16 protein-coding genes are annotated in these 23,567 nt (G+C 68.5%); 7 read left to right on the top strand and 9 right to left on the bottom strand.

The features are described 5' to 3' along the window. Nucleotides 1-91 precede the first annotated feature (91 nt). The 3 genes from ACQEV8_RS03970 to ACQEV8_RS03960 all read left to right on the top strand — a co-directional run bounded on the left by ACQEV8_RS03970 (nucleotide 92) and on the right by ACQEV8_RS03960 (nucleotide 5,804). Nucleotides 92-2,164 carry a GMC oxidoreductase gene (locus tag ACQEV8_RS03970; RefSeq protein WP_432957352.1) on the top strand — a complete coding sequence of 691 codons (2,073 nt, stop codon included), beginning with the start codon at nucleotides 92-94 and terminating at the stop codon, nucleotides 2,162-2,164. A 35-nt stretch (nucleotides 2,165-2,199) separates the two neighbouring features. Beyond that, nucleotides 2,200-3,192: a TolB family protein gene (locus tag ACQEV8_RS03965; protein ID WP_432957350.1), complete on the top strand. Its 993-nt coding sequence runs from the start codon at nucleotides 2,200-2,202 to the stop codon at nucleotides 3,190-3,192. A 71-nt stretch (nucleotides 3,193-3,263) separates the two neighbouring features. Next, nucleotides 3,264-5,804 (top strand): glycoside hydrolase family 3 C-terminal domain-containing protein, encoded by a 2,541-nt coding sequence (locus ACQEV8_RS03960; protein ID WP_432957349.1) that lies wholly within the window; start codon nucleotides 3,264-3,266, stop codon nucleotides 5,802-5,804. Nucleotides 5,805-6,158: 354 nt separating this feature from the next. On the opposite strand, the gene ACQEV8_RS03955 is transcribed toward ACQEV8_RS03960, so the two are convergent. The 5 genes from ACQEV8_RS03955 to ACQEV8_RS03935 all read right to left on the bottom strand — a co-directional run bounded on the left by ACQEV8_RS03955 (nucleotide 6,159) and on the right by ACQEV8_RS03935 (nucleotide 13,106). Continuing rightward, nucleotides 6,159-7,802, bottom strand: coding sequence for a carboxylesterase/lipase family protein (locus tag ACQEV8_RS03955; RefSeq protein WP_432957348.1), 1,644 nt, complete (start codon nucleotides 7,800-7,802; stop codon nucleotides 6,159-6,161). A gap of 69 nt (nucleotides 7,803-7,871) precedes the next feature. Then, the gene (locus ACQEV8_RS03950; RefSeq protein WP_432957346.1) at nucleotides 7,872-9,236 is read right to left on the bottom strand and encodes a GH1 family beta-glucosidase; all 1,365 of its coding nucleotides are present in this window, start codon (nucleotides 9,234-9,236) and stop codon (nucleotides 7,872-7,874) included. Nucleotides 9,237-9,883: 647 nt separating this feature from the next. After that, nucleotides 9,884-11,155: an extracellular solute-binding protein gene (locus ACQEV8_RS03945; protein WP_432957344.1), complete on the bottom strand. Its 1,272-nt coding sequence runs from the start codon at nucleotides 11,153-11,155 to the stop codon at nucleotides 9,884-9,886. A 29-nt stretch (nucleotides 11,156-11,184) separates the two neighbouring features. Continuing rightward, entirely contained in the window at nucleotides 11,185-12,006 is an 822-nt protein-coding gene (locus tag ACQEV8_RS03940; RefSeq protein WP_432957342.1) for a carbohydrate ABC transporter permease, read from the bottom strand. After that, nucleotides 12,003-13,106, bottom strand: a complete 1,104-nt coding sequence (locus tag ACQEV8_RS03935; protein ID WP_432957340.1) for a carbohydrate ABC transporter permease — start codon at nucleotides 13,104-13,106, stop codon at nucleotides 12,003-12,005. Before ACQEV8_RS03935 ends, ACQEV8_RS03940 begins: the two co-directional genes overlap by 4 nt. Nucleotides 13,107-13,274: 168 nt before the next feature. On the opposite strand from ACQEV8_RS03935, the gene ACQEV8_RS03930 reads away from it, so the two are divergent. Then, a complete protein-coding gene (locus ACQEV8_RS03930) occupies nucleotides 13,275-14,312 on the top strand; it encodes a LacI family DNA-binding transcriptional regulator (RefSeq protein ID WP_432957339.1) in 1,038 nt (345 codons plus the stop codon). 250 nt (nucleotides 14,313-14,562) lie between these two features. Here ACQEV8_RS03930 and ACQEV8_RS03925 read toward each other — a convergent pair whose 3' ends face one another. Beyond that, complete coding sequence (locus ACQEV8_RS03925; RefSeq protein ID WP_432957337.1) at nucleotides 14,563-15,612, bottom strand: Gfo/Idh/MocA family protein; 1,050 nt, start codon at nucleotides 15,610-15,612, stop codon at nucleotides 14,563-14,565. 44 nt (nucleotides 15,613-15,656) lie between these two features. Continuing rightward, nucleotides 15,657-15,821, bottom strand: coding sequence for a hypothetical protein (locus ACQEV8_RS03920; RefSeq protein ID WP_432957335.1), 165 nt, complete (start codon nucleotides 15,819-15,821; stop codon nucleotides 15,657-15,659). Between the two features lie 756 nt (nucleotides 15,822-16,577). Here ACQEV8_RS03920 and ACQEV8_RS03915 point away from each other — a divergent pair. Further along, nucleotides 16,578-18,332, top strand: coding sequence for a DUF5605 domain-containing protein (locus tag ACQEV8_RS03915; RefSeq protein ID WP_432957334.1), 1,755 nt, complete (start codon nucleotides 16,578-16,580; stop codon nucleotides 18,330-18,332). 404 nt (nucleotides 18,333-18,736) lie between these two features. Here the strand turns inward: ACQEV8_RS03915 and ACQEV8_RS03910 are convergent, their stop codons facing one another. Beyond that, on the bottom strand, nucleotides 18,737-19,759 hold the full coding sequence (locus ACQEV8_RS03910) for an ornithine cyclodeaminase family protein (protein WP_432957332.1): 1,023 nt from the start codon (nucleotides 19,757-19,759) through the stop codon (nucleotides 18,737-18,739). 514 nt (nucleotides 19,760-20,273) lie between these two features. After that, nucleotides 20,274-20,939 carry a GntR family transcriptional regulator gene (locus ACQEV8_RS03905; RefSeq protein ID WP_432957330.1) on the bottom strand — a complete coding sequence of 222 codons (666 nt, stop codon included), beginning with the start codon at nucleotides 20,937-20,939 and terminating at the stop codon, nucleotides 20,274-20,276. A 96-nt stretch (nucleotides 20,940-21,035) separates the two neighbouring features. On the opposite strand from ACQEV8_RS03905, the gene glyA reads away from it, so the two are divergent. After that, a complete protein-coding gene (gene glyA, locus ACQEV8_RS03900; RefSeq protein ID WP_432957329.1) occupies nucleotides 21,036-22,340 on the top strand; it encodes a serine hydroxymethyltransferase in 1,305 nt (434 codons plus the stop codon). After that, complete coding sequence (locus tag ACQEV8_RS03895) at nucleotides 22,337-23,557, top strand: sarcosine oxidase subunit beta family protein (protein WP_432957327.1); 1,221 nt, start codon at nucleotides 22,337-22,339, stop codon at nucleotides 23,555-23,557. Before glyA ends, ACQEV8_RS03895 begins: the two co-directional genes overlap by 4 nt. Nucleotides 23,558-23,567 lie beyond the last annotated feature (10 nt).

Here is a 23,567-nt window from a genome sequence, read left to right as displayed (position 1 = left end):
GTGCCGACGTACCGGGCCGCCGGACCGAACGCGTCGTACCGAACGCGCCGGGCCGTTCGGAAGACCGTGTAAGCGAAAAGAGGACAGAACCGTGATTCCCTATCCGGACAGAGCGCTCGTCACGGAGCTGCTGGACGTTCTCGTACCAGCCGATTCACAGCCCGGTGCGACCGAGGCCGGGCTGTTGAAGTGGATGGACGGCCTCGCTGATCGCGACCACGCGACGTACTGGGCCCAGCTGTTCACCCCGGGCCTGGACGCACTCTCCGCCGAGCTCGATGCGGGAGCCGTTCTGGGAGCCGAGCTGGTCGCCGAGTTGCAGGCGGCTTTGACGCGGCCGGGATGGACGGTCTCCCCTGCCGAGTTCGTCGAGAAGATGGCCACCGTGGCCGCCCACGGCTACTACGGGCGACGGGAGAGTGGATCCTGGGAAGGGCTCGGATACGACCCGTCACCGAAACGACCGACAGAACTGCCGGTCCACCACGCACGCCCCGTCGAATCAGGGCCTGAGGCACTCCTACACCCCTGGGACGTCATCGTGGTCGGGGCTGGCGCGGGCGGCGGAGTGGCGGCCCGTGTCCTGAGCGCGGCTGGGGCCCGGGTGCTGCTGCTGGAACGTGGGCGCTTTCTCACCTACGAGGAGATCGGCCACGACCACCTCGCCAACCACCGGTTCCCCGCGTACGGCCACACCACCGGGCCTGACTACACCGGCAACCCCCGTGTGGTGGCCGAGCCGGGCGGGCCGGACCGCCGGGTCGAGGAGCCCTATCACCCGGATTGGCACAACAACGCGATGACGGTCGGTGGCGGCACCCGTGTCTATCAGGGCATGGCGTGGCGGTTCCACCCCGACGACTTCCGCATGGCGTCGCGGTACGGCGTACCCGATGGCAGTTCGCTCGCGGACTGGCCCCTTACCTATGACGATCTCGAACGGCACTACACACGCGCCGAGCAGGAGTTCGGTGTCTGCGGGGACGGGCAGGCACACCGGCGCCAGGGGCTCCGCAGCCGGGCATACCCGATGCCCGCTCAGGAGCCCACGCGCGAGGCCTACGTCCTCCGCGAGGGTGCCGAAGCCCTCGGCCTGACCACCGGGCCGGTGCCGCTGCTGCTCAATTCCGAACCCCGTGACCGACGGGCCGCCTGTGTGAGATGCGGTGAGTGCATCGGCTTCGGCTGCCCGGTCGACGCCCGTGCCGGTGCCCACAACACCGTCATCCCGCTGGCCCTGGAGACGGGCCTGTGCCGCCTCGTCAGCGGCCGGCGGGTACAGCGAGTCCTGGTCGACGGCACCGGACGCGCCATCGGTGTGGTGGTACGCGATATGAAGACGGGTGCTCGCACCGAAGTGCGCGCCGGGGCCGTGGTCCTGGCCGCCGGGGCGATCGAGACCGCCCGGCTCCTGCTGGCCAGCGCCACCGACGAGGCTCCCACGGGCCTGGGAAACGGTTCGGGCCAGGTCGGACGGCACCTGCAAGGGCACAACTACACCGGCGCGTTCGGGTTGTTCGACGAACCGGTGCAGGATCTGCAAGGCCCTGGGGTGTCGATAGCGACCTGCGACTACAAGCACAATCTGGGCGGCGACGTGATCGGCGGCGGGGTGCTGGCCAACGAAACGGTGAAGATGCCCGTGCTGTTCCGTGACTGGGCGATGCCACCGGACACACCGCGTTGGGGCCACGAGGCGAAACGCTGGATGCGGGACTCCTACCTGCGCACCTCGCACATCATGGGCCCGATCCAGGAGATCCCGAACCCGGAGGCGAGGGTGACCCTCGCCTCCGGAGTGCTCGACTCCGGAGGCGACACCGTGGTCCGGCTCTCCGGGGCGCAGCACCCGGAAAGCGTCCGGGCCGCGGTGGCGCTGCGCGAGCGGGCTCTGGCCTGGATGCACGCATCCGGCGCGCGCCGAGTGTGGGCGACGCCCGTGGCAACGGGGCTGTCCGCGGGCCAGCACCAGGCGGGGACCGCTCGCATGGGCGCAGACCCTGCCACCTCGGTGACCGACCCCTTCGGGCGTGTGCACGGACATCCCGGCCTCTGGGTCATGGACGGCTCCCTGCATGTCACCAACGGCGGCGTGAACCCCGTACTGACCATCCTCGCGCTGGCCTACCGCTGCGCCGAGGAAATGACGCAGACCAGCAGGTAGACCGGCCCCGCGTGAACCGGCAGGTGAGAGAAGCGATGAACCCATCGGAAACGAAGGCGGACACAACTGTGCCCGACAAGGACCAGCCGGGCTCCGAGGAGACCGAGCAGCCGCTGCGGCATGCCCGCACGCTCCTTCCTGGCCAGCGCGCGGAGCTGTATGTCCTGGACGTGGATAGCGGGCGCTCCCAACTGGTGCTGTCCAGCGAGGACCAGCTGTTCGAGTCACCGAACTGGCACCCGGACGGACGCTGGATCGTCGTCAACGCCGACGGCGCCCTGTACCGGGTGGACAGTCACGCCCCCTCGGGCCTCGACCCGATTCGTGCCCCCGGTCTGCCCGAGCTGAACAACGACCATCTCGTATCTCCGGACGGCCGTTGGCACTATGTGTCAGCCAACGACTGGCACCTGCACCGAGTGCCGTGGGAGGGCGGACACTCCGAGCGCATCACGGTGCCCAAGGCGCCGGAGCGGAGATTCCGCCACTTCTTGCACGGCGTCTCCCCAGACGGCAGGACTCTCCTCTACGTCGGCACAGAGGTCCTCGACGGAGACGAGTGGGGTAGGCGCGCAGTGTGGTCCCTCGATCTCACAACCGGCGGAGAACGGCTCATCGGTGACGGGTACTCACCGGCGGACGGACCGGAATTCTCGCCCGACGGCGCCAGCGTGTTCTTCAACTCGGAGATCGCGGCCGACGTGCCCGGTCACGCACAGCTGTTCCGGCACGACCTCGCCGACGGGGCCGTGCGGCAACTCACGTTCGACGAACGGGTGAACTGGTTCCCGCACCCTTCGCCCGACGGCCGACGATTGGTCCACCTCAGCTATCCGCCCGGAACCGTGGGGCACCCGGCCGACCTTCCCGTCGTCCTGCGGGTGATCGACCTTCCGGACGGCCCACCGCGCGACCTGGTCAGGCTTCCGGGCGGACAGGGAACCCTCAACGTTCCCTGCTGGGCGCCTGATTCTCGCCGCATCGCCTACGTCCGGTATCCGCGCGGCGACAGCGAATGCGACGTCTGACCGCGCCGCCTCGACGATCAGCGTCTCCGGCGCCCTGACCCATGCCCCCCGTCAAGAAGGTGTGTTGACTCATGTCCTCCGGCTCTCCTCGAATCGAACCCGGCCGCACCGTGCCCGACCAGGGCCATGACATGGAGGCAGAGCTGCGCAAGCGTCTCGCGGCTCTCCGGCTGGAAGAGAAGGTCCGGTTGCTGACCGGCGCGGACTTCTGGTCGCTGTATCCGCAGTCCGCGGCCGGGCTGGGCCGCCTCGTCCTCTCCGACGGCCCGGCAGGGGTGCGCGGTGAGCTGTGGGACGAGCGGGACCCGTCCGCCAACATCCCCTCCTCCGCCGCGCTGGCCGCGACCTGGGACGAGGCCCGCCTGGAGCGGGTCGGCGCAGTGCTCGCAGCCGAGGCCCGCCGCAAGGGCGTACACGTCCTGCTCGCCCCCGGCATCAACCTGCATCGCAGCCCGGCCGGCGGTCGCAACTTCGAGTACTTCAGCGAGGATCCGCTGCTCACCGGCAGGATTGGCGCGGCCCTGGTGCGGGGCGTGCAGTCCGGCGGCGTGGCGGCCACCATCAAGCACTTCGTTGCCAACGACTCCGAGACGGACCGCTTCACCCTCGACGCGCGGGTGGACGAGCGCACGCTGCGGGAGCTGTACCTGGCTCCCTTCGAGACGATTGTCCGCGAGGCCAGGGTATGGGCCGCAATGTCCGGATACAACAGCGTGAACGGCACGACCATGACGGAGAACCCGCTCCAGCGCGAGGTGTTGAAGCGGGAGTGGGGCTTCGACGGGGTGGTCATGTCCGACTGGGGCGCCACCCGCACCGCCGACGCCGCCGCCAACGGCGGACTCGACCTGGTCATGCCCGGCCCCGACGGGCCCTGGGGTGACGCACTCGTCGAGGCCGTCCGCGCCGGCCGGGTCAGCGAGGAGACAGTCGACGACAAGGTGCTGCGGCTGTTGCGGCTCGCCGCCCGCGTCGGTGTTCTCGACGGCGTGGCGCCCGCCGTGTCCCGGCCGCGGGACTGGTCGGCGGCCGAAGTCGCCGCGGAAATGCGAACGTCGGCCGCCGCGGGATTCGTCCTCGCCCAGAACCACGACGAGACGCTCCCGCTCGAACCGCAACGCCTCAGCCGTGTCGCGATGCTCGGCCCTAACGCGACGGCCGGCCGCACGCTAGGCGGCGGCAGCGCCACCGTCTTCCCGCCGTACGTCGTCTCACCCCTCGACGGCCTTCGCGTCGCGCTCGGCGACACCGTCGAAGTCGAGTACGCGCCGGGGGTCCGTACGCTGACCCGGCTCACCCCGGCCGTCCCGGAACTGACGCGCGTACCGGGCGGCGACTCGGACGGTGTGGAGGTCCGCTTCCGGGCCGCGGACGGGAATCTGCTCGGAAGTGAGTACCGCCGCACCGGCAAGTTCACCTGGCTCGGCCCACAGATGAGCGGCCTGCCCACCGACCAGGTCGCCACCCTCGAGGTCCACGCCCGTCTGCACGCCGCCACGGCGGGGGAGTACCTCGTCGGTGCCGGCGGAGTGGGCCGGTTCCGGCTCACCGTGGACGACCGGCCGGTCTTCGACGAGCAACTCGCACTACGGCCAGGAGCGGACCCCGCCGAGGCGATTTCCTGCCCACCGCAGTATGCCGCGCCCCTGGTACTCGAGGCAGGCCAGGAGGTTGATCTCGTGCTGTACCACGACCTGCGCTCCGGCGGCGGGCTGTCCTTCGACGTGGCAATCACCCATCTGGAGTTCGTCCTCCAGCCCCCGGCCCGGCCGGAGGACGAAGAGCTGGAACGGGCGGTGGCACTCGCCCGCCAGGCGGATGTCGCCGTGGTCGTGGTCGGCACCACCGCCGAGGTGGAGAGCGAGGGCTTCGACCGCGCTTCCCTTGCCCTGCCGGGCCGCCAGGACGAGCTCATCCGCCGCGTCGCTGCGGTCAACCCGCGCACCGTGGTCGTCGTCAACAGCGGCGCGCCCGTGCTGGTGCCGTGGGCCGACGAGGTAGCCGCCGTGTTGCTGACCTGGTTCCCGGGCCAGGAGTTCGGCCACGCCCTGGCGGACGTACTGCTCGGCCGTACCGAGCCCGGCGGCCGGCTGCCCATGAGCTGGCCGGCCACGGCCGAGTACCTGCCGTCGACCACACCGGTGAATGGAGCCCTGGCCTACGAAGAAGGCCTGTCCATAGGCTACCGGTCCTATCAGCACGACGGCCGCAGGCCCCTTTACCCCTTCGGTCACGGCCTCGGCTACACCACCTGGCAGTACCTCAAGGCCCAGGCGCCGGCGTCCGTCGCCCCCGACGGCGAGGTCACTCTGACCGTCCGGTTGCACAACACCGGCACCAGGGCGGGCCGGGAAGTCGTCCAGGTCTACGCCTCCGCTCCGCACAGCTCGGTGCCCCGCCCCTCCCGATGGCTGGCGGGCTTCACCACCGCCGAGGCCCGGCCCGGAGAGGAGACCAGCGTCGAGGTGACACTTCCCGCCGCTGTCTTCCGGCACTGGGACACCGCACGCCACGCCTGGGCTGTCGAGCCGGGCACATACCACCTGGAGATCGGCCAGTCATGGGGGAAGACCCCCCTGACAGCCGAGATCACGGTGTTGGTGGGGGACTGACTGCCCCCTTGAGACGGGGTGCTGCCGCGACCAACCTGACAGGACGCGGCAGCACCCTTCCCATCACTACCGTGGGAGCTCATCTGCCGGTCAGCGGATTTCCCACGGTTAGAGATGTTCGAACTTGCTGTTGAATCATGGTTGAAGGACTTCGGTCCCGGTGATTTGAGGTCCGGCGGGTAGCCTTTGCCACGGAGCCAGGAGTCAAGGGCGAGAAGGACGACGTCACCGTGGGGGTATCGGTGTCGGCGTTGCAGCGGCGGATCCGGCGCTGGAACTGAAGAGCTTCAGGGAGGGACGGCATGGTTGAGCTGCCCTCGTTTGGTGTGCCGGTCTTTGATGACGTTCAGGGTGTCAAGGTCGGTCACGGTTCTCCCAGAACAGTCTTTCGTTCCTGTCCGGATCGGTGACGATCCGGCACCGGGCGTCGAGCCACATCGTGGCACGGTCGGTCAAGGTGTAGGCGGGCCACCTCGGCACGCCCGCCGCCGTGGGGCGGCTGGTGTGGGCGAAGCCCGCCCACAGTTCGCTCATGTGCCGTGCGGTCGCCAGCCGTTCCGGCGACTGATCCGCGTTGAGGATGGAACCGGGGTCCTTGTCGGTGTTGGCGAACTTGAGGGCGATGTCCGACGCGTGAGGTGAGCCGATGGGGAAGTCGGTGCCGGGCACCAGGGTCGGGCTCGGGTAGGCGAGCTGGTACATGAACACAGGTGCGGCGCGCTGCGCCCGTTTGGCCTCCGCGATCTTGATCGAGTCACGCCAGATGGGCGAGGTGGTGATCGCGAAGTAGAGCTGTGCCGGTGTCGCACCGGGACGCGAGGCCTGGAAAGTGCTGATGACGCGGTCGAGTTCGGCACCCTGATACGTACTGCTCAGTCGGCTGCGCAGTCCCGCGTCGTCGATCCGGAAGATGTCGGGCGGCCCGAAGAGACTGAAGAACACCGTTTCGTCGCGGCAGGTGCCGCACATCAGCGGCTTGTCGGCCGAGAAAGGCGCGGCGCCGTCGGCGAAGGGGTGCCGCGGGATGACGGTGCCGTCGACGAAGGCGCCGAAGCCGGGGAGCGGGCCTGGGTCGCCCCACGGCGGGGCGCCGTTCGCGGCCTCGGACTGCTGGATCTCCAGCAGCCTTGCGGCCGGAATGTGATGGAGCCGGGGAGTGTCCGCCGTGGTCAGTCCGAGCAACTCCAGCGTGCGCCTGGCCCGGGCGGTGGCACCGTCACGGGTGGGGAAGCGCAGGGGCGCGGCGCTCTCGATCGAGGCTTTGTGGAACAGTGGCACGGCGGCCGGCATGGTGTGGACGGCCGCGGTCTTGGCGCCGCCGCCGCTCTCGCCCCAGACCATGATGTTGTCGGGGTCGCCGCCGAAGCTCTCGATGTTCTCCCTGGTCCAGCGCAGTGCCGCGAGAATGTCCAGCATCCCCTGGTTGGCCGCGTAGTCACCGCCGGCGAGATCGCCCAGGAACAGGTAGCCCAGCAGGCCCAGCCGGTGGTTGGACTCGACCACCACCACGTCATACAGCTGCGCCAGGTGGGTGCCGTCCTGCCCGGTGGCGGAGCCGGAGCCGATCATGTAGCCGCCGCCGTGGTTGTAGAACATCACCGGCCGCCGTCGGCCGTCGGCGGCGGGGGTCCAGATGTTGAGGTAGAGGCAGTCCTCGGAGGGAGCCGGCATCCGGCCGTTGCCGCCCGGGCCCATCTCACCCCCGGCCACCTGGAACGCCGGGTTGGGGAAGCTCACTGCGTCGCGTACGCCGGCCCACCGCGTGGGCGGCTTCGGGGCCTTGAATCGGAGTTCGCCGAGCGGCGGAGTGGCGTAGGGCACGCCGAGGAACTTGGCGATGCCGTCCTCGCGTTTCCCGCGCACCTTGCCGTACCGGGTCGGTGCCACGACCGCGCTCCCGGCGGGCCGCGCATGCGCCGGTAAGGGCATGCTCATCGCGGCGACCACGGCCAGCGAACTGCCGATCATGGCCCTGCGGTTGATTTCCGAACTCACCATCAGACCTCCTCGTACGGATGACACAGGCCTTCTGCAGATGATCGATTGAGCCGCGGTACGTTGGGCGATTCAGACGTCGAGTTCGCGGCGGGAGATGACGTCGCGGTACCACTCGAAGGAGGCCTTGGGTTTGCGGTCGAGGGTGTCGGAGTCGACGTGGACGATGCCGAAGCGCTTGCTGAAGCCCGCGGACCATTCGTAGTTGTCGAGGAGAGACCATAGGTAGTAGCCGCGTATGTCGGCGCCCTCGTCGATCGCGCGGGCGATCCACTGCAGGAAGCCGCGGACGTATCGGATGCGCTCCTGGTCGTCGAACGGGTCGGCACCGTCGGCGTCGACCGTGCCGTTCTCGGTGATGTACACCGGTCCCGTCCAGCCGTAGTCATCCTGGACGAGGTTGATGGCGTCGTAGACGGCCTTCGGGTAGAACTCCATGCCGTTGTCGAGGAAGTTACCGCCCGGGTGCGTCTCGCGATTGACCTCCCACCACTTCGTGTCCGCGTCCTTGGCGCTGGCGACGACCCTGGAGTACACGTTCAGACCGAGGAAGTCGACCGGGGAGGCGATCAGGTCCAGGTCCCCGTCGCGGACCTCGGGCATGGTGCCCTCGCGGGTGAGGTGTTCGACGTTGCGCTCGCTGTATCCCTTCTTCAGGAGCGGGTCGAGGAAGAACCGGAAGGTGTCGTCCTCGTTCCGCGCCGCGAAAGCCGCGTCGGCGGGGTCGTCGGTGGCGGGGTGCTGCTTCCAGATGTCCACCACGATGCCGATCTCGGATCCGGGTGTGCCGAGCTCCCGAAAGGCGCGGACCGCCTCACCGTGCGCGAGGAGTGCGTGGTGCATGGCCTGCTTGCCCAGCCGGGCATCCGCGTGGCCGGGCGCGAACATGCCCATGCCGTATCCCACCCAGATGGCGATGGGCTCGTTGAGAGTTACCCAGCGCGGCACCCGCTCGCCGAACTCCTCGAACGCCAACGCGGCATAGTCACGGAACCACTTCGCCACGTCGCGGTTGCCCCAGCCGCCGCGGTCCTCGAGTGCCTGAGGCAGGTCCCAGTGGTAGAGCGTGACATTCGGGGAAATCCCGGCCGCGTCCAGTTCGTCGAAGAGGCGGTGGTAGAAGTCGATGCCAGCGCGGTTCACGTCACCGGTTCCCCCGGGGAGTAGCCGGGACCAGCTCAGCGAGAGACGGTAGGAATTGACTCCGAGATCGCGCATCAGGGCGACGTCCTCGTGGAACCGGTGGTAGTGGTCGACGGCGACGTCGCCGGGGATGTCCAGGTGCACCTTGCCCGGGGTGTGTCCGAAGGTGTCCCAGATCGATGGACCTTTCCCGTCCTCGTCCCAGGCGCCCTCGATCTGGAAGGCGCTGGTGGCCGTGCCGAACACGAAGTCCCTGGGGAACACGATCCGGCCGTCGCCACGTGGGCTGTTCATCGCTGTGACCTCCTCATGCTGCCACTGACTCCTTCGGGTTGTTGTCGGCTGCAGGGCAAGAGTGAATCGATGGACGCCGAGTGAGGCGACGTACAGGCGCGCGGATGCCGGCCCCGCCGGGAGGTTGAACTCCCGGCGGAGCAGCGGCACGGGGCCGGGGGAGGTGCGGCCCCGGTCATTGGGCAGGCGGCCAGGGCGAGCCGTCCGATGCGCGTCGTCGAGCAGCGAGGCTTCCACTCGGGCGGTTTCGCTCCACTCCGTCCAGCCGAGGTCGGTGCGGACCCGGACCCGCCGGTTCATCGCGTCAGGTGCCTCCGGAGGAGTCGCCGTGTGGATCGGTGCAGCGCGGTGCGGTGGGCGGCGGTTCCCCAGGAGTGGTCCGCGTCCTCGACGATCTCGACGTGCGCGTTGTCGTTCGGCCCGAGCCGCCCGGCCTGCTCGCTGCAAGGGTGCGACGTTCCGCCCTCCGTGCAGCTCGGCTCCATGATGATGGCATCGGCCTTCGTGTGTAACGGCCGCAAGGGCGTCGGCAACGCGCTGGGCCGGGCTGGGCACGTGTCGCTGTTCGACAGCGACACCAACGGTCGGCACGGTCGACGCGACCACCTGTCTACGATTCAACACCTCGCCGGGTAGATAGGGCATGGTCAGCTTCCGGCCTTGTAGTCGGCGTCCATCTCGTCGAGGAGTTTCCCGGGCGTGGCCTGGCCGCTGAAGACCTCCTGGAGGCCGCTGACCAGCGTCTGTCCGACCTTGGCGCTGGGCCACAGCTGGTCCATGAACGGCACGGTCCGGTCCGCCTCGACGAATTTCGTCACCTCGGCCAGGGACGGGTCCGCCGCGTAGCCCGTGTCGGGCAGGGTGGGCAGACTGCCCTGCTTCTTGACGAACGTGTTCATGCCGTCGGGTGACATCACGAAGTTCACGAACTTCAGGGCGAGTTCCTTGTTCTTCGCCTTCGCGTTGATCGCATAGCCGGCGCCCGCCGCGGCCGGCATGAGGGTCTCAGACGGGTTGTCAGTGGCGGGTAGTGCCTTCAGGGTGAAGGTGGCCTTCGGGTTCTTCTCCTTGAGCAGGGTGACTACCCAGTTGCCCTGCACGATGCCGAGGGTCTTGCCGGTGGCGGCGAGTTGCTGGCTGGCCTCGTAGCTGGTGCCCAGCGGCTTCTTCTGGAAGCAGCCGGTCTTCTCCATCGTCAGATATTTGTCGAGGGCCGTGGTCCACGGTGACTTGGCGAAGGTGGCCTGGCCGGCCTGCATCTTCTTGTCGAAGTCGCGGTCGCCGCTGTAGACGGTCGTGGCGACCTGTGCGTACTGGACCATCTGGTCGACCCAGCCGTCCTGGATGCCCAACGCGAAGGCGGGGGTTCCCTTGGCCTTCGCCGCCCGACAGAAGGCCAGCAGATCGGTCCAGGTGTCCGGCGGGGTGAGGCCGGCCTTCTCCATCGCCTGGTTGTTGTAGATGGCGCCGATGCCGTTGAGCCCGAAGAGCGCGGTGTAGGACTTGCCCTCGTACTCGGTCATGTCCCTGACCGCTCCGGGCAGTTTCGCGACCCAGGGCTGGTCCGAGAGGTCGAGCAGGTAGCCGGGTTTGGCCAGGACCTGAGTGGCCGCGGCGTTTCCGTTGCCCGGCCAGACCGACATCACGTCCGGTGCTGTACCCGAGCTCAGCTGGGTTCTGATCTGCTGCTGGTACTGATCGGTGCCGGTGACGGTGTAGCGGACCTTTACGTCCGGGTTGGTCTTCTCGAACGCCTTGACAACGGCATCGATGGAGCCCTGGTCCTGCGAAGCGAGCGTGAGGGTCTTGGATCCGCCTGAGCCTCCGCCTGAGCCTGAGTTGGTGCCGCCGCTGCAGGCGGCAAGGAGGGCAGCGGCTGTAATCGTGGCGATCAGAGCCACGGGTGTGCGTGTTTTCATGAAGTCTCCCTTGAGGAGCAGGCGATTCGTCATCCCTTCAGCCCTCCCGCGAAGCCGCTGATGATGCTGCGCTGGAGCAGGAAGTAGACGATCAGGACGGGCAGGATGCTGATCACCAGTGCGGCGAAGATGAGGTTCCAGTCCGTGACGTACTGGCCGACGAAGCCGGCGATCGCGACCGGCAGGGTCTGCTGAGCGCTGCCGCTGAGGTACAGCAGCGGGGTGAAGAAGTCGTTCCAGACGGCCACCGTGTTGAGCACCAGGGCGGTCACGGTGATCGGTTTGAGCATCGGCAGGACCACGTACCGGAAGCCCTGCAGCGGTGTGCAGCCGTCGATCAGGGCCGCGTCCTCGAAGTCCCGGGGCAGGGCGCGCAGGAAGCCGACGTAGAGGAAGACAGTGAAGGGGACTTGGAGGCCGGAGTAGAAGAGGACCAGTGCCCAGGGGGTGCCCAGCAGGCCCATGTCGCGCATGGTTTGGTACAGGGGCAGCGAGGCGAGTTGGAAGGGCAGCGCCAGTCCCAGAAGGACGAGCAGGTACGTTCCCCTCGCCCAGTGGGCCGTCACGCGGGCCAGCGGATAGGCCGCGAGCGACGACACGGCCAGCACGATGACGACGCTGCACACCGTCACCAGCACGCTGTTTGCCAGCGCGCCGCCGAGTGCGCCCTGTTGCCAGGCCTGGGTGAAATTGTCGAGGGTGGGTGAGGTGGTCGGGCTGATGGGAGAGGAGGTGTCGGCCGTCGGCCGCACAGCGAGGTTGACCAGGACGTACACCGGGAAGGCGACGAACAGCGCGCCGGCGATCATCGCCAACTCGAGCGCGAGAGTGCGGCGGCGGTAGCGGTTCACGACGTGGCCCTCTCGTTGCGGGACAGCATGATGTACTGGCTGGTGGAGGCGACCGCCACGATGATCGTCAGCACTACCGCGAGGGCGATGCTGTAGCCGAACTCGCCGAGCGTGAAGGCGTCCTTGTAGATCAGCGTGGAGAGGGTGTCGGTCGCGTGCCCCGGTCCGCCGCCGGTCAGCGCGTAGACCTGGTCGAAGAGTTTGATGCCGCCGATGATCGACAGCATGAGATTGATAGTGAAGGCCGGCGCCAGCAACGGCCGGGTCACCGACCAGAAGCGCCGTACGGGACCGGCTCCGTCGATCGCCGCGGCCTCGTGAATCTCCCTGGGTACGGACTGGAGACCGGCCAGGAAGATGACCATGGAGTAACCGGCGAACTGCCACACGATCACTCCGACGATCGCCCAGAGCGCGAGATCGGGATCTCCGAGCCAGTCCTGCTCCCAGCCATTCAGTCCGATCGCGCCCAGCACGCTGTTGACCGCGCCGTCTGGGCCGAGCAGATTACGCCAGAGGTAGGCGGTGACGATCGGGGTGATCACGGCCGGGGCGAACAGGAACACTCGCAGCATGTTGCGGGACTTGATGGCCGAGTTGACGCCCAGGGCCAGCACCAGCCCCACCGCGTTCTGAATCACAGTGATCGCGACGGCGATCAGCAGAGTGTGCCAGATGGCCTGCGTCGCGTCGGCATCGCGCAGCATGTCGGAGAAGTTGTCCATGCCGACGAAGGAAAAGTGGGGATCGAGGCCGTCCCAGTCGGTGAAGGCGTAGTAGACACCGCGGGCGCTCGGCACCAGGACCACGAAGGCGAACAGCAGCAGCGCAGGCAGTGCGAACCACCATGGCGGGGTGGTACGTGCCTGCTGGATGCGCGGTACACGCTTCACGTCCAGGGATCGGTCGTGGCCCTGAAGTTGCTCGTGCGGAGCGAGGGTCACCGGCGAACCAACTTTCTTGAAACGTTTCAAGCACTTGCTGATCAGTTCCTTGGCCGCCATTGCATGGAAGGCGCCCGGTCGGCCCGTTCGTCTGGGGGTGGCGCGATCCGCTGCCGGGTCGAGCCGACCCGAGGGTAAGTGGGTAACGTTCCCCAAAGGGCGTAGCCGGACCTTAGAGAGAGCCCCGCGTGCCGTCAAGACACCGTGCAAGTTGCGTTTGTGTCACAACCAAGGGCTGCGAGGCGCCCTCTGAACTGCGGGGGTCCTCCCGCGCCCGGCGGCCCTACACTCGGCGGCAACGTTTCCCGGAGAGGCAAGGAGCGAATGGAGCAGCCAGTACCACGCCGCAGGGTCACCATCATCGACGTCGCCCGTCACGCCCAGGTGTCCACCACGGCGGTGTCGAAGGTGCTGCGCAATGCCTACGGGGCCAGCCCGGAGATGCGTGCCAAGGTGCGCCGGTCGATCGACGAACTCGGCTACCGGCCGCACGCCGGGGCCAGGGGCCTGCGCGGGCAGACCTACACCATCGGCGTGATGCTGCCCGACATCCGCAACCCGTTCTTCCCAGAGATCCTCGACGGCATCACCGCCTCACTGGAGGCCACCGAGTACCAGGTGTTTCTGGGACCGGGCTGCAATGGGGAGAAGGCGGAAGCCCGCGTCACCGATGCCATGATCGACCGCGGCATGGACGGCATCATCCTGGTCGCACCCGTGTCGTCGCGCGCCTATCTGGAGAGGGTGGCCGCCTCGGTGCCGACGGCCGTCGTCGGCCGGCAAGGGGCCTCGCCTGTGTACGACACCGTGGCCGACGAGGACAACGAGGGCGCGGCCCTGGTCGTCGGGCACCTCGCCGGGCTCGGACACCGCCGGATCGCCCACATCGAGCATCACGAGACAGACCCGACCCGTCTCGTGGAGATGCCCAACGCCCGGCGCGCCGACGGATACCGGCAGGCGATGCGGGCGCACGGGCTGGCGGAGTGGATCGACGTGGTTTCCACCAGCTACACCCAGGAAGGCGGCTACCAGGGCGCCAAAGAGCTGCTGGCCCGTCCTTGTAGGCCCACGGCCGTTTTCGCCGGGGCGGACATCGTCGCCATGGGCGTGCTCGATGCGTTCGCCGAGGCCGGGCTGTCCGTTCCCGGCGGTATCTCGGTGGCCGGATACGACAACACCACCTTTGCCGCCCTCAGCCAGATCTCGCTGACCAGCGTCGACCAGGCCGGGCACGAGATGGGCAGCAACGCCGTCCGCCTCCTACTGGAACGGATCACCGATCGTCACCGGCCGTCGGTTCAGGTCACGCTGTCCCCCACTCTCGTGCCGCGCCGGACCACTGCCAGGCCAGGGGAGTAGGCGTTCGCGTGGCCCGGGCCGTGCGCCAACCGGTAGTGGGCCGCGCACAAGAGCGCCTCCCGTGAACCGTGGGCGCCGTCACCTGCGGGCGTGCGTACGTCGCCAACGGCCGTCTTCACGGGGAGGGTAAATGAGCGAGAAGGTTCTCCTGCGGCACGGTCCGGCGAACGAGCCGAAGACTGGCTCCTTTTCCTGGTGTTCCAGCCTGGTGATGAGATCGGACGCAGAGTTTCTCCGGCGATCGCGCAGGTCAGGACGCGGCGATCTGGCCTCGCGCCTCGTCGATGGTGGCGAGGATCGATACGTTCTCGTCGAGCATGTGGACGGGTGACTCTGTGCGTCCCTCGCCGACGAACCGCGCCAGTGCCGTGGCCTCCCACGACAGCCCGTCGAAGGCCCTGAGGTCGGTCGGATCACTCCAGGTGAGCACCGGGCTGGAGGGGTCGCCGAGAGAGGAGAGCGTGAATGAGGTCGGGTTGAAGAAGACGCTGTCGATGCTGAGCGTCGCCTCGCTTCCGGCGATCACGGCAGCAATCGGCGTGCGTGTCAGGATCGAGGTGTAGAGCGTCGACTGCGCGTCGCGTGCGTGGCTGAGCACCAGGGTCGAGTAGGCGTCCACGCCCGTCTTGGTCATGCCTCCGACGGCGGTTACCCGGGTGGGTGTCCCGAGCACCATGGAGGCGAACTGCACCGGATAGATGCCCAGATCCAGCAGCGCTCCGCCACCGAGCTCGGGGCGATGGAGGCGGTGTTGAGGATCCGCCGGGATCGCCTGTCCGTGATCGGCGAGAACAACACGGATCTCCCCGAGCACGCCGTCGGCGAGGAGCCTGCGGATCACCGATGTCTGTGGCAGGTAGCGGCTCCACATCGCCTCCATCACCAGCACCCCGGCGGCGCGCGCCGCATCGGCCAGGGTCTGCGCCTCATCTGCGCTCACGGTGATCGGCTTTTCGATCAGCACGTGTTTGCCGGCGGCGATCGCTGCCAAGCCGATGGAGAGATGCGAACTCTGCGGGGTGGCGACGTAGACCACGTCGACGTCGGGACGGGCGAGGAGCTGCTCCGTGGAACCGAGAGCGAGGTCGATGCCGTGGGTGGTTGCGAACGATGCCGCACGGTCGAGGGAGCGGGAGGCGACCGCCACGATCCGTTGAGCGGTGTGGTTGCGGACGGCCTTCGCGAACTCGTCGGCGATCCAGCCGGGCCCGACGATGCCCCATCGAAGCGAAGGCTCTCCGGTGCCAGGCAGGTAGAGGTCGGGTTCCGGCAGGCGGGAAGGCAGCATGTCACGCTCCATCGACGTTGCTATAGGCAAACCGGTTGGCACGAGCTTAGGTCCGGTCACCAGGAGCTCAGGTGCCGATATCGCCAGGAAATTCCGCACTCCGCGCAGCGGGTCACGACCTGGATCCTCACCCAGTCCGCGAGCGTGCAGTTGAAGGCGCAGGAGTTGAGCGCGGGCGATCCGGCCTCCGCCATCGCGGTGGTGGGTGCGGATCGGCTCACTCGGCGCGGTCATCGGCGATCCGCTGTGGGGGCACTCAGCGATCGGACCTGGACGCGGTGGAGGCGACGACGACCGTGGCTGTCCGAGATCTCACCTTCTCCCAGCAGATCGGCGGCTCGTATCCCTGCTCCTCGCGGGTAGCCTCTGTGCCGACGCCCTAACCGCTCACCTCACCGACGTGGGTCGGAGCGGACGGCCGTCTGCTCCTGGACGATCCGGGCACCGACGTAGTCCGAGAGCTGGACTCCGGCACGTTTGCTGCGTGCCGCGGGCGGCAGATTCTCCGAGCGGCAGACCCGCCGATCGAGCCCTGCAGTCACTTGCTCGGAACCCCGCAGTTTTCCGTGATTCCCGTACAACCTGGCACGCGTCTGGCACGGCTTCCTCAGCCTGGCCTGCTGGTGGTCCCCGATTGTCGCGATGGTCGAGTCCGTGGTGTGCCACTGCAGTGTGGTCTCGATGCCCAGGCGAAGCGCTCCGGCCGACGCCGTCATCCTGCTCGCACCGCAGGGGCCGACCGGCTCCGCCCGGGACGCGACCTGTTCGCCCGGCTCGTGTTCAGCTTGGGCGGCGCGCTCCTTGGGACCGTCATTGCGCTGGCGCTCGATGTGTTGTCGACCTCAACACCCCTACGCACAGCTCCTGTTGCCTGGCGTCGCGGGTTCCCGGCCGGGCCGGGGAGGTTTACCGCCGCGAGCAACGCCGCCTCGCGGCGCAGACACACTGTCCGACACCAGACGAGCGAAGGAGCAGGCGTGGGATACAGCAAGAGCGCACCTGTGGGCGACATCCTCGACGACCCCGCCGCGTCCGCGGTCGTCGACCGCCATCTGCCCGGGGCTCTGGCCCTGCCCATGCTGCGCCATCTGCCGCTGATGAGCCTCGAGTCGGTGACGGGCGCGCTGTTCGCCGGGCAGCGGCAGCAGGACCTGACGGGCATGTGGGACGAGCTCGCGGCGCTCGACGGACAGCCCAGGGCGCGCGGCTCACAGCACGCCCCCGCGCCGGCACCCACCCGTATCGACACCGGCGATACCCAGTCAAAGGCGCTCGTCATGGGGATCGGACCGCCCGGACGGATCGAACAGTGGGGTGTCGCCGAGCTGAGCCTGGAAGGGCCGCCGACGGACAACCCGTTCACCGACGTCGATCTGCACGCCACGTTCGTCCGCGACGGCCACACCCCGGTCACCGTCGGCGGCTTCTACGACGGCCAGAGCGTGTACCGGATCAGGTTCCAGCCGTCGGCCGCGGGCGAGTGGCAGTTCACCACCGCCTCCAACGCGACGGTACTTGACGGCATCCGCGGTTCCTTCCACGCTGCGCCACCCTCACCCGGCAACCACGGTCCGGTCGAGGTCGCGGACACCTTCCACTTCGCCCACCGCGACGGCACCCGGTTCGCCCCGCTGGGCACCACCGCGTACGCCTGGACGCACCAGCGCGCCGAGCTGGAGGAGCAGACGTTGCGCACGTTGGCGGACAGTCCGTTCCAGAAGGTCCGGATGTGCGTGTTCCCCAAGTCGTACCTGTTCAACACAGAGGAGCCGACCCGCCTCCCGTACAAACACGGCTCGGACGGCTGGGACTTCACCCGCCTCGACGTGGGCTTCTTCCAGCACCTCGAACGCCGCATCCTCGAACTGCAGGCCCTGGGCATCGAGACGGACCTTATCCTCTTTCACACCTACGACCGCTGGGGCTTCTCGCAGATGCCCGCCTGGGCCGACGACTTGTATCTGCGCCAACTGGTGTGCAGGCTCGGCGCGTTCAGGTCGGTGTGGTGGTCCCTGGCCAACGAGTACGACCTGCTGCGCAACAAGACCGAGGCGGACTGGGAGCGCTTCGCGGCGATCATCGGCAAGGAGGACCACGCCCGGCACCTCACCTCCATCCACAACGGCCTCACCTTCTACGACCACAGCCGGCCGTGGATCACCCACTGCAGCATCCAGCGCATCGACGTCTACCGCACGGCCGAGAACACCGACGAATGGCGCCTCACCTACGGCAAGCCGGTCGTCGTCGACGAGTGCGGCTACGAGGGCGACATCGAGCAGGGCTGGGGCAACATCAGCGGGCAGGAGCTGGTCCGCCGCGCCTGGGAAGCCACCGTCCGCGGCGGCTACTTCACCCACGGCGAGACGTATGTCAACGACCGCGAGGAACTTTGGTGGTCCAAGGGCGGGGAGATGACAGGTACGTCACCCGCCCGCCTCGGCTTCCTGCGCCGGATCGTCGCCGAGGTCCCCGGCGGTGCCCTCGAACCGCTCCCGGGCGACTGGGACGCCCGTTGGGCCGGCACCGACGAGCACCGCCTTGTCTACTTCGGGTTCGGCCGTCCGTCGCGGCGCACGTTCGTGATGCCGCCGGGCACAGAGTGGGCCATCGACGTGGTCGACACGTGGAACATGACGGTCGACACCCTGCCCGAGCCGCACAGCGGCCGCTTCACTGTCTCCCTGCCAGGGCGCGAGTACATGGCCGTCCGACTGCGAAGGCGAAAGTGACGCGATCCCGCGCGACCAGGTCCGCGGGCGTGCATCTCGTCACTTGACCGGCCCTGGGCGCGACGCTCAGCAAGCAGAGGCCCTCGTCTGCGTGGCCCCTGGCGCGGGGAGCCGGCCTCCTCGAATTGATCGAGGCAATCGGCCAGGTGCGGCCTCCGCGTGCGGGCGGACGACTCGCGCTGCAATGTACTGGAGACGATGAGTGCCGTCCTGTGCTCGGCAGCCGACGGCCGCCGAGTCGAAGTGGCCACCACGACGCAGGTGACCGAGCCGGCCCTCGACGCAATCCTGGCGAGCTTGCCAGAGCCCCGACGGCCCTTTGGTAGGCCGTCCTCGCTGCAGGCCGACGCATGGGGCGCTGACGTAACGGTTGTGCAGAGTCAGGTTCTTGAGGACGAACGGACTTACCAGGGGGCCGGTGACGTTCCTTCCGCACCTCCGGTGTTGCGCGGCCAATCGACGCTCTGGCCGACGCCCTGTGCTTCGGCCCGCTCGTAGATGCTCCAGGCCGCTGCTGCGTCCTGAACACCGAGGCCGGCGCTGATGTACGTGATGATGTCGTCGTCGCTGACGCGACCGGTCGCGGCACCAGTCAGAACATGGCCGAGTTCGAGGACTTCCAGCTCAGCCGCGTCGGCCTGGGCCAGAGCCGCGACGATCGGACCGCAGTTCTGCCGCGCCGTCGGTTCGTGATCGACCACGACGTGACGGCTGGCGTGGAGGATGTCGGGTCCGATCTCGCAGCGGTGCCGGTCGAAGGATCCCACCGTGACGACGGTGGCACCGGGGGAGAGCCCGCGCGCGGAGAACAGCGGCTCCGTGGCCAAGGTGGCGCAGACGACGACGTCCGCCTCGGCGATCGCGTCGCTCAGGGACTCCACCTGCTCGACGTCGAGCCCCTGCTCGCGCAGGTGGCCGACGGACGCGTCGAGCGAGGACCGGCGCGGTGACCACATTCCGGTCCAGGCGTAGGCCCTGTCCCGCTGCAGGGCGGCGATGTGCGCCTGCCCCTGCACGCCGGACCCCAGTACGAGGAGACGGGTCGCGTCCTTCCTGGCCAGAGCTCCGACCGCGACCGCGCTGGCAGCGGCTGTCCGCAGCGTCGTGATCGCCGTGCCGTCCATGAAGGCCACAGGAACGCCGGTGAGGGGGTCGAGCACGGCGACCACGGCATTCACTGTTGGTCGGCCCGCCACCGCGTTCCCGGGGTTGATGCTCCCGAACTTGCAGACGGGGCCGCTTCGGCGGTCGAGGCGGGAGGCATAGCAGAAGACGGTGTCGGGCTCGTCTGCCACGTGGCCGCCCAGGATTTTCTCGGGTTGCCACGCCTCTCCCTGTGCGAGAGCGATGAAGGCCGTCCGCTGGGAGGAGATCGCGGTGTCGATGTCGAGGAGGGAACGGACGTCCTGCTCGTCGAGGAATCTCATGGCTGCCGCGCCGTTCGCCACCGTGATGCCGACAGCGAGCGTGCCCAGTCGGCTCGCGTACGTTCATGCCGGTCGTCGCGCAACGCACGGTGGGGTGAGAGGGTATCGGCCATCACGGCGGCGGGCCCGGCCGCGACACGGGAGGGGCCCCGGGGGTCGCGGTCAGGGGCCCGTCTGACGCGAATGGTGACGCTAGTGCGTTGGGGTCACCGCTCAGGTATGACGACATTTTCGAGTCTCCTCAAGTCGAGTGAGCCTGCGGACAGGTATCGAGCTGCGGCGCCGAGCCAGCCGCCGAAGGGCGCCGAGCTCGAGGTTTCCTGGGGAGCCGGCAGCGTGGCCGCCGGTGGCAATGAAGTATGCGAAGGACAGCGGTGACCAGCAATGCGCTCGCTGCCGGACCGGCTGTTGACGTACATCTGAGTCAGAAATTCGGCTTCGGTTCCCCGCAGTCGGTCGCCCGCGCCACACCGTGCGATCCCCTGACGCCGCGCGGACGGAGCGGAGAGCCCTCTCAGATAGCCGCGCGAATGGCCTGTTCGAAGCCTACGACGTGGCTGCCGGCCAGATGCGCCGCCTTGTCGGGGTCACCGGAGACGATGGCCTCGATCAACGGTCCGTGCTCCGAGACGTGCCCAGCCATGTCGGTGAGCCGGTCGACGAACAGGCACCAGATGCGGGTGGCCAGGTTGTCGTAGTGGATGAGGGTGTCCACCAGGTATGGGTTGTGCGTAGCGGTGTAGATGGCGCGATGGACCTGAAGGTCCAGAAGCATGAGCTCGGCGGCGTTGTGCCGCCGCGGATCGGCGCTTTCCAGTTCCCGTCGCAGGGCCGTCAGCGTCCCACGGTCCGTGGCCGTGGCGCGCCGCGCGGCCTGGGCGGCGGCGAGGGGCTCCAGTTCCTGGCGCACCTCGGAGATGTGGGCCAGGTCGGTGATGTTGACGTCGGTGGCGAAGGTGCCGCGTCGGGGATAGGTCGCGATGAGGCGCTCGTACTGGAGCCGCTTGAGCGCCTCCCGCACCGGCGTCCGGCCGACGCCGAGGGACTGTGCCAACTGGTCTTCATTGATAGGCGAACCCGGGCGGATCTCCAGCATGACGAGCCGGTCGCGGATGACGCGATAGGCGCGCTCGGCGAGGGACAGCTCCTCGCCCCCGGGCTCTGTCGCCGTCTGCTGCATGAAGTGCCCCCTTGACCTGGCCGACGAGCTCCCATACCTTACCGCACAGATTGATATATCAGTCGTTCATTAGTTGGCTCTCAGAATGGTGTGCAGATGGCAACGAACCCGTCCACCACCACGGTCGCCTCCCCTCTCTCCGTCCCGCTCAGCGAGCTCGACCCGGAGGTCGCCACCGCGGTCGACGCCGAGCTGCGCCGTCAGCAGTCCACCCTGGAGATGATCGCCTCGGAGAACTTCGCCCCGGCGGCCGTCATGGAGGCTCAGGGCTCGGTTCTCACCAACAAGTACGCCGAGGGCTACCCCGGCCGCCGCTACTACGGCGGCTGCGAACACGTTGACGTCATCGAGCAGTTGGCCATCACCCGAGTGAAGGAACTGTTCGGCGCCGAGGCCGCCAACGTTCAGCCCCACTCCGGTGCCCAGGCCAACGCGGCCGCGATGTTCGCGTTGCTCAGCCCTGGCGACACGATCCTCGGCCTCGACCTCGCGCACGGTGGCCACCTGACCCACGGCATGCGCCTCAACTACTCCGGCAAGCTGTACAACGTGGTGCCGTACCACGTGCGCGAGTCCGACTTGCGCGTCGACATGGACGAGGTGGAGCGGCTCGCTCTCGCCCACCGGCCGAAGATGATCGTCGCGGGCTGGTCGGCCTACCCGCGGCAGCTGGACTTCGCCGGGTTCCGTCGGATCGCCGACGCGGTGGGCGCGTACCTGATGGTGGACATGGCGCACTTCGCGGGGCTGGTGGCCGCGGGCCTGCACCCGAACCCGGTGCCGTACGCCGACGTTGTCACGACCACCACCCACAAGACCCTCGGCGGCCCGCGCGGCGGAGTCATCCTCAGCCGCGCCGGCCTGGCCAAGAAGATCAACTCGGCGGTCTTCCCGGGCCAGCAGGGCGGCCCGCTGGAGCATGTGATCGCGGCGAAGGCGGTGGCCTTCAAGGTGGCCGCTGGCGAGGAGTTCCGCGAGCGCCAGCAGCGCACGCTCAAGGGCGCAAAGATTCTCGCCGGACGGCTGCTGTCCGACGATGTCGCCGAGGCCGGGATCACGGTGCTGACCGGCGGCACCGAGGTCCATCTGGTCCTTGTCGACCTGCGGAACTCCGCGCTCGACGGGCAGCAGGCCGAGGACCGGTTGCACCGCATCGGCATCACCGTCAACCGCAACGCGGTGCCCTTCGACCCGCGGCCGCCGATGGTCTCCTCGGGTCTGCGGATCGGCACCCCGGCCCTGGCCACCCGGGGCTTCGGCGAGGCGGAGTTCCGGGAGACCGCCGACATCATCGCTCAGGCCCTGAAGGGCGAACGGCCCGACGACGAACTGCGCGCCCGGGTCGAGAAGCTCGCCGCCGCCTTCCCCCTCTACCCCCACCTGAACGGAGACGCGGCATGACCAGCACGCCGCTGCCGGAGCATCCGGACTTCCTCTGGCGCAACCCGGAGCCGCGCTCCTCGTACGACGTCGTAATCGTCGGCGCGGGAGGCCACGGCCTGGCCACCGCCTACTACCTGGCCAAGAACCACGGCATCACCAACGTGGCCGTCCTGGAGAAGGGCTGGCTGGCCGGCGGCAACATGGCCCGCAACACCACGATCATCCGCTCGAACTACCTGTGGGACGAGAGCGCGGCGATCTACGAGTTCGCGCTCAAGTTGTGGGAGGGGCTCCCGGAGGAGCTGGGCTACGACTTCCTGTTCAGCCAGCGAGGTGTCCTCAACCTCGCGCACACCCTCCAGGACGTCCGCGAGGGTATGCGCCGCGTCAACGCCAACCGTCTCAACGGTGTTGACGCCCAGTGGCTGGAACCGGACGAGGTCGCCGAGGTCTGCCCCATCCTCAACGTCTCCTCCCGCACCCGGTATCCGGTCCTGGGCGGCACCTTCCAGCCGCGGGCCGGCATCGCCAAGCACGACCACGTCGCCTGGGCGCTGGCCCGCCGGGCCGACGAGCTGGGCGTGGATCTCATCCAGGGCTGCGAGGTCACCGGCTTCCTCAAGGACGGCGACCGGGTCGTCGGCGTCGAGACCAACCGCGGCCGTATCCACGCCGGCCGGGTCGGCCTCGCGGCCGCCGGGCACAGCAGCGTGCTGGCCGAGCGGGCGGGTGTACGGCTGCCGGTGCAGTCCCACCCCCTGCAGGCCCTGGTCTCCGAACTGCACGAGCCGGTGCACCCCACCGTCGTCATGTCGAACCACGTGCACGTCTACGTCTCCCAGGCCCACAAGGGCGAGCTGGTGATGGGCGCGGGCGTCGACTCGTACAACGGCTACGGGCAGCGCGGCTCCTTCCATGTGATCGAGCAGCAGATGGCCGCCGCCGTCGAGCTGTTCCCCGTCTTCGCCCGCGCGCACGTGCTGCGGACCTGGGGCGGCATCGTCGACGTCAGCCCGGACGCCTCCCCGATCATCGGCACTACCCCGGTCGAGAACCTCTACGTCAACTGCGGGTGGGGGACCGGCGGGTTCAAGGCCACCCCGGCCGCCGGCTGGACCTTCGCCCACACCATCGCCACGGGTGAGCCGCATCCGCTGAACGTCCCCTTCGCCCTCGAACGTTTCGCGACGGGCGCCCTGATCGACGAGCACGGCGCCGCAGCCGTGGCCCACTGAGGAGGACACC

The organism is Streptomyces sp. CA-179760 (genome assembly GCF_050937045.1).
In the GTDB taxonomy this organism is placed as follows: domain Bacteria; phylum Actinomycetota; class Actinomycetes; order Streptomycetales; family Streptomycetaceae; genus Streptomyces.
This window is presented reverse-complemented; position numbering and strand designations above follow the sequence as displayed.

Excerpts from the sequence above, each read along its gene's own strand:
- ACQEV8_RS03955 (WP_432957348.1), bottom strand. The coding sequence starts at position 7,802 with ATGGTGAGTTCGGAAATCAACCGCAGGGCCATGATCGGCAGTTCGCTG.
- glyA (WP_432957329.1), top strand. The coding sequence starts at position 21,036 with ATGGCAACGAACCCGTCCACCACCACGGTCGCCTCCCCTCTCTCCGTC.
- ACQEV8_RS03945 (WP_432957344.1), bottom strand. The coding sequence starts at position 11,155 with ATGAAAACACGCACACCCGTGGCTCTGATCGCCACGATTACAGCCGCT.
- ACQEV8_RS03925 (WP_432957337.1), bottom strand. The coding sequence starts at position 15,612 with ATGGAGCGTGACATGCTGCCTTCCCGCCTGCCGGAACCCGACCTCTAC.
- ACQEV8_RS03910 (WP_432957332.1), bottom strand. The coding sequence starts at position 19,759 with ATGAGATTCCTCGACGAGCAGGACGTCCGTTCCCTCCTCGACATCGAC.
- ACQEV8_RS03930 (WP_432957339.1), top strand. The coding sequence starts at position 13,275 with ATGGAGCAGCCAGTACCACGCCGCAGGGTCACCATCATCGACGTCGCC.
- ACQEV8_RS03960 (WP_432957349.1), top strand. The coding sequence starts at position 3,264 with ATGTCCTCCGGCTCTCCTCGAATCGAACCCGGCCGCACCGTGCCCGAC.
- ACQEV8_RS03905 (WP_432957330.1), bottom strand. The coding sequence starts at position 20,939 with ATGCAGCAGACGGCGACAGAGCCCGGGGGCGAGGAGCTGTCCCTCGCC.
- ACQEV8_RS03950 (WP_432957346.1), bottom strand. The coding sequence starts at position 9,236 with ATGAACAGCCCACGTGGCGACGGCCGGATCGTGTTCCCCAGGGACTTC.
- ACQEV8_RS03895 (WP_432957327.1), top strand. The coding sequence starts at position 22,337 with ATGACCAGCACGCCGCTGCCGGAGCATCCGGACTTCCTCTGGCGCAAC.
- ACQEV8_RS03965 (WP_432957350.1), top strand. The coding sequence starts at position 2,200 with ATGAACCCATCGGAAACGAAGGCGGACACAACTGTGCCCGACAAGGAC.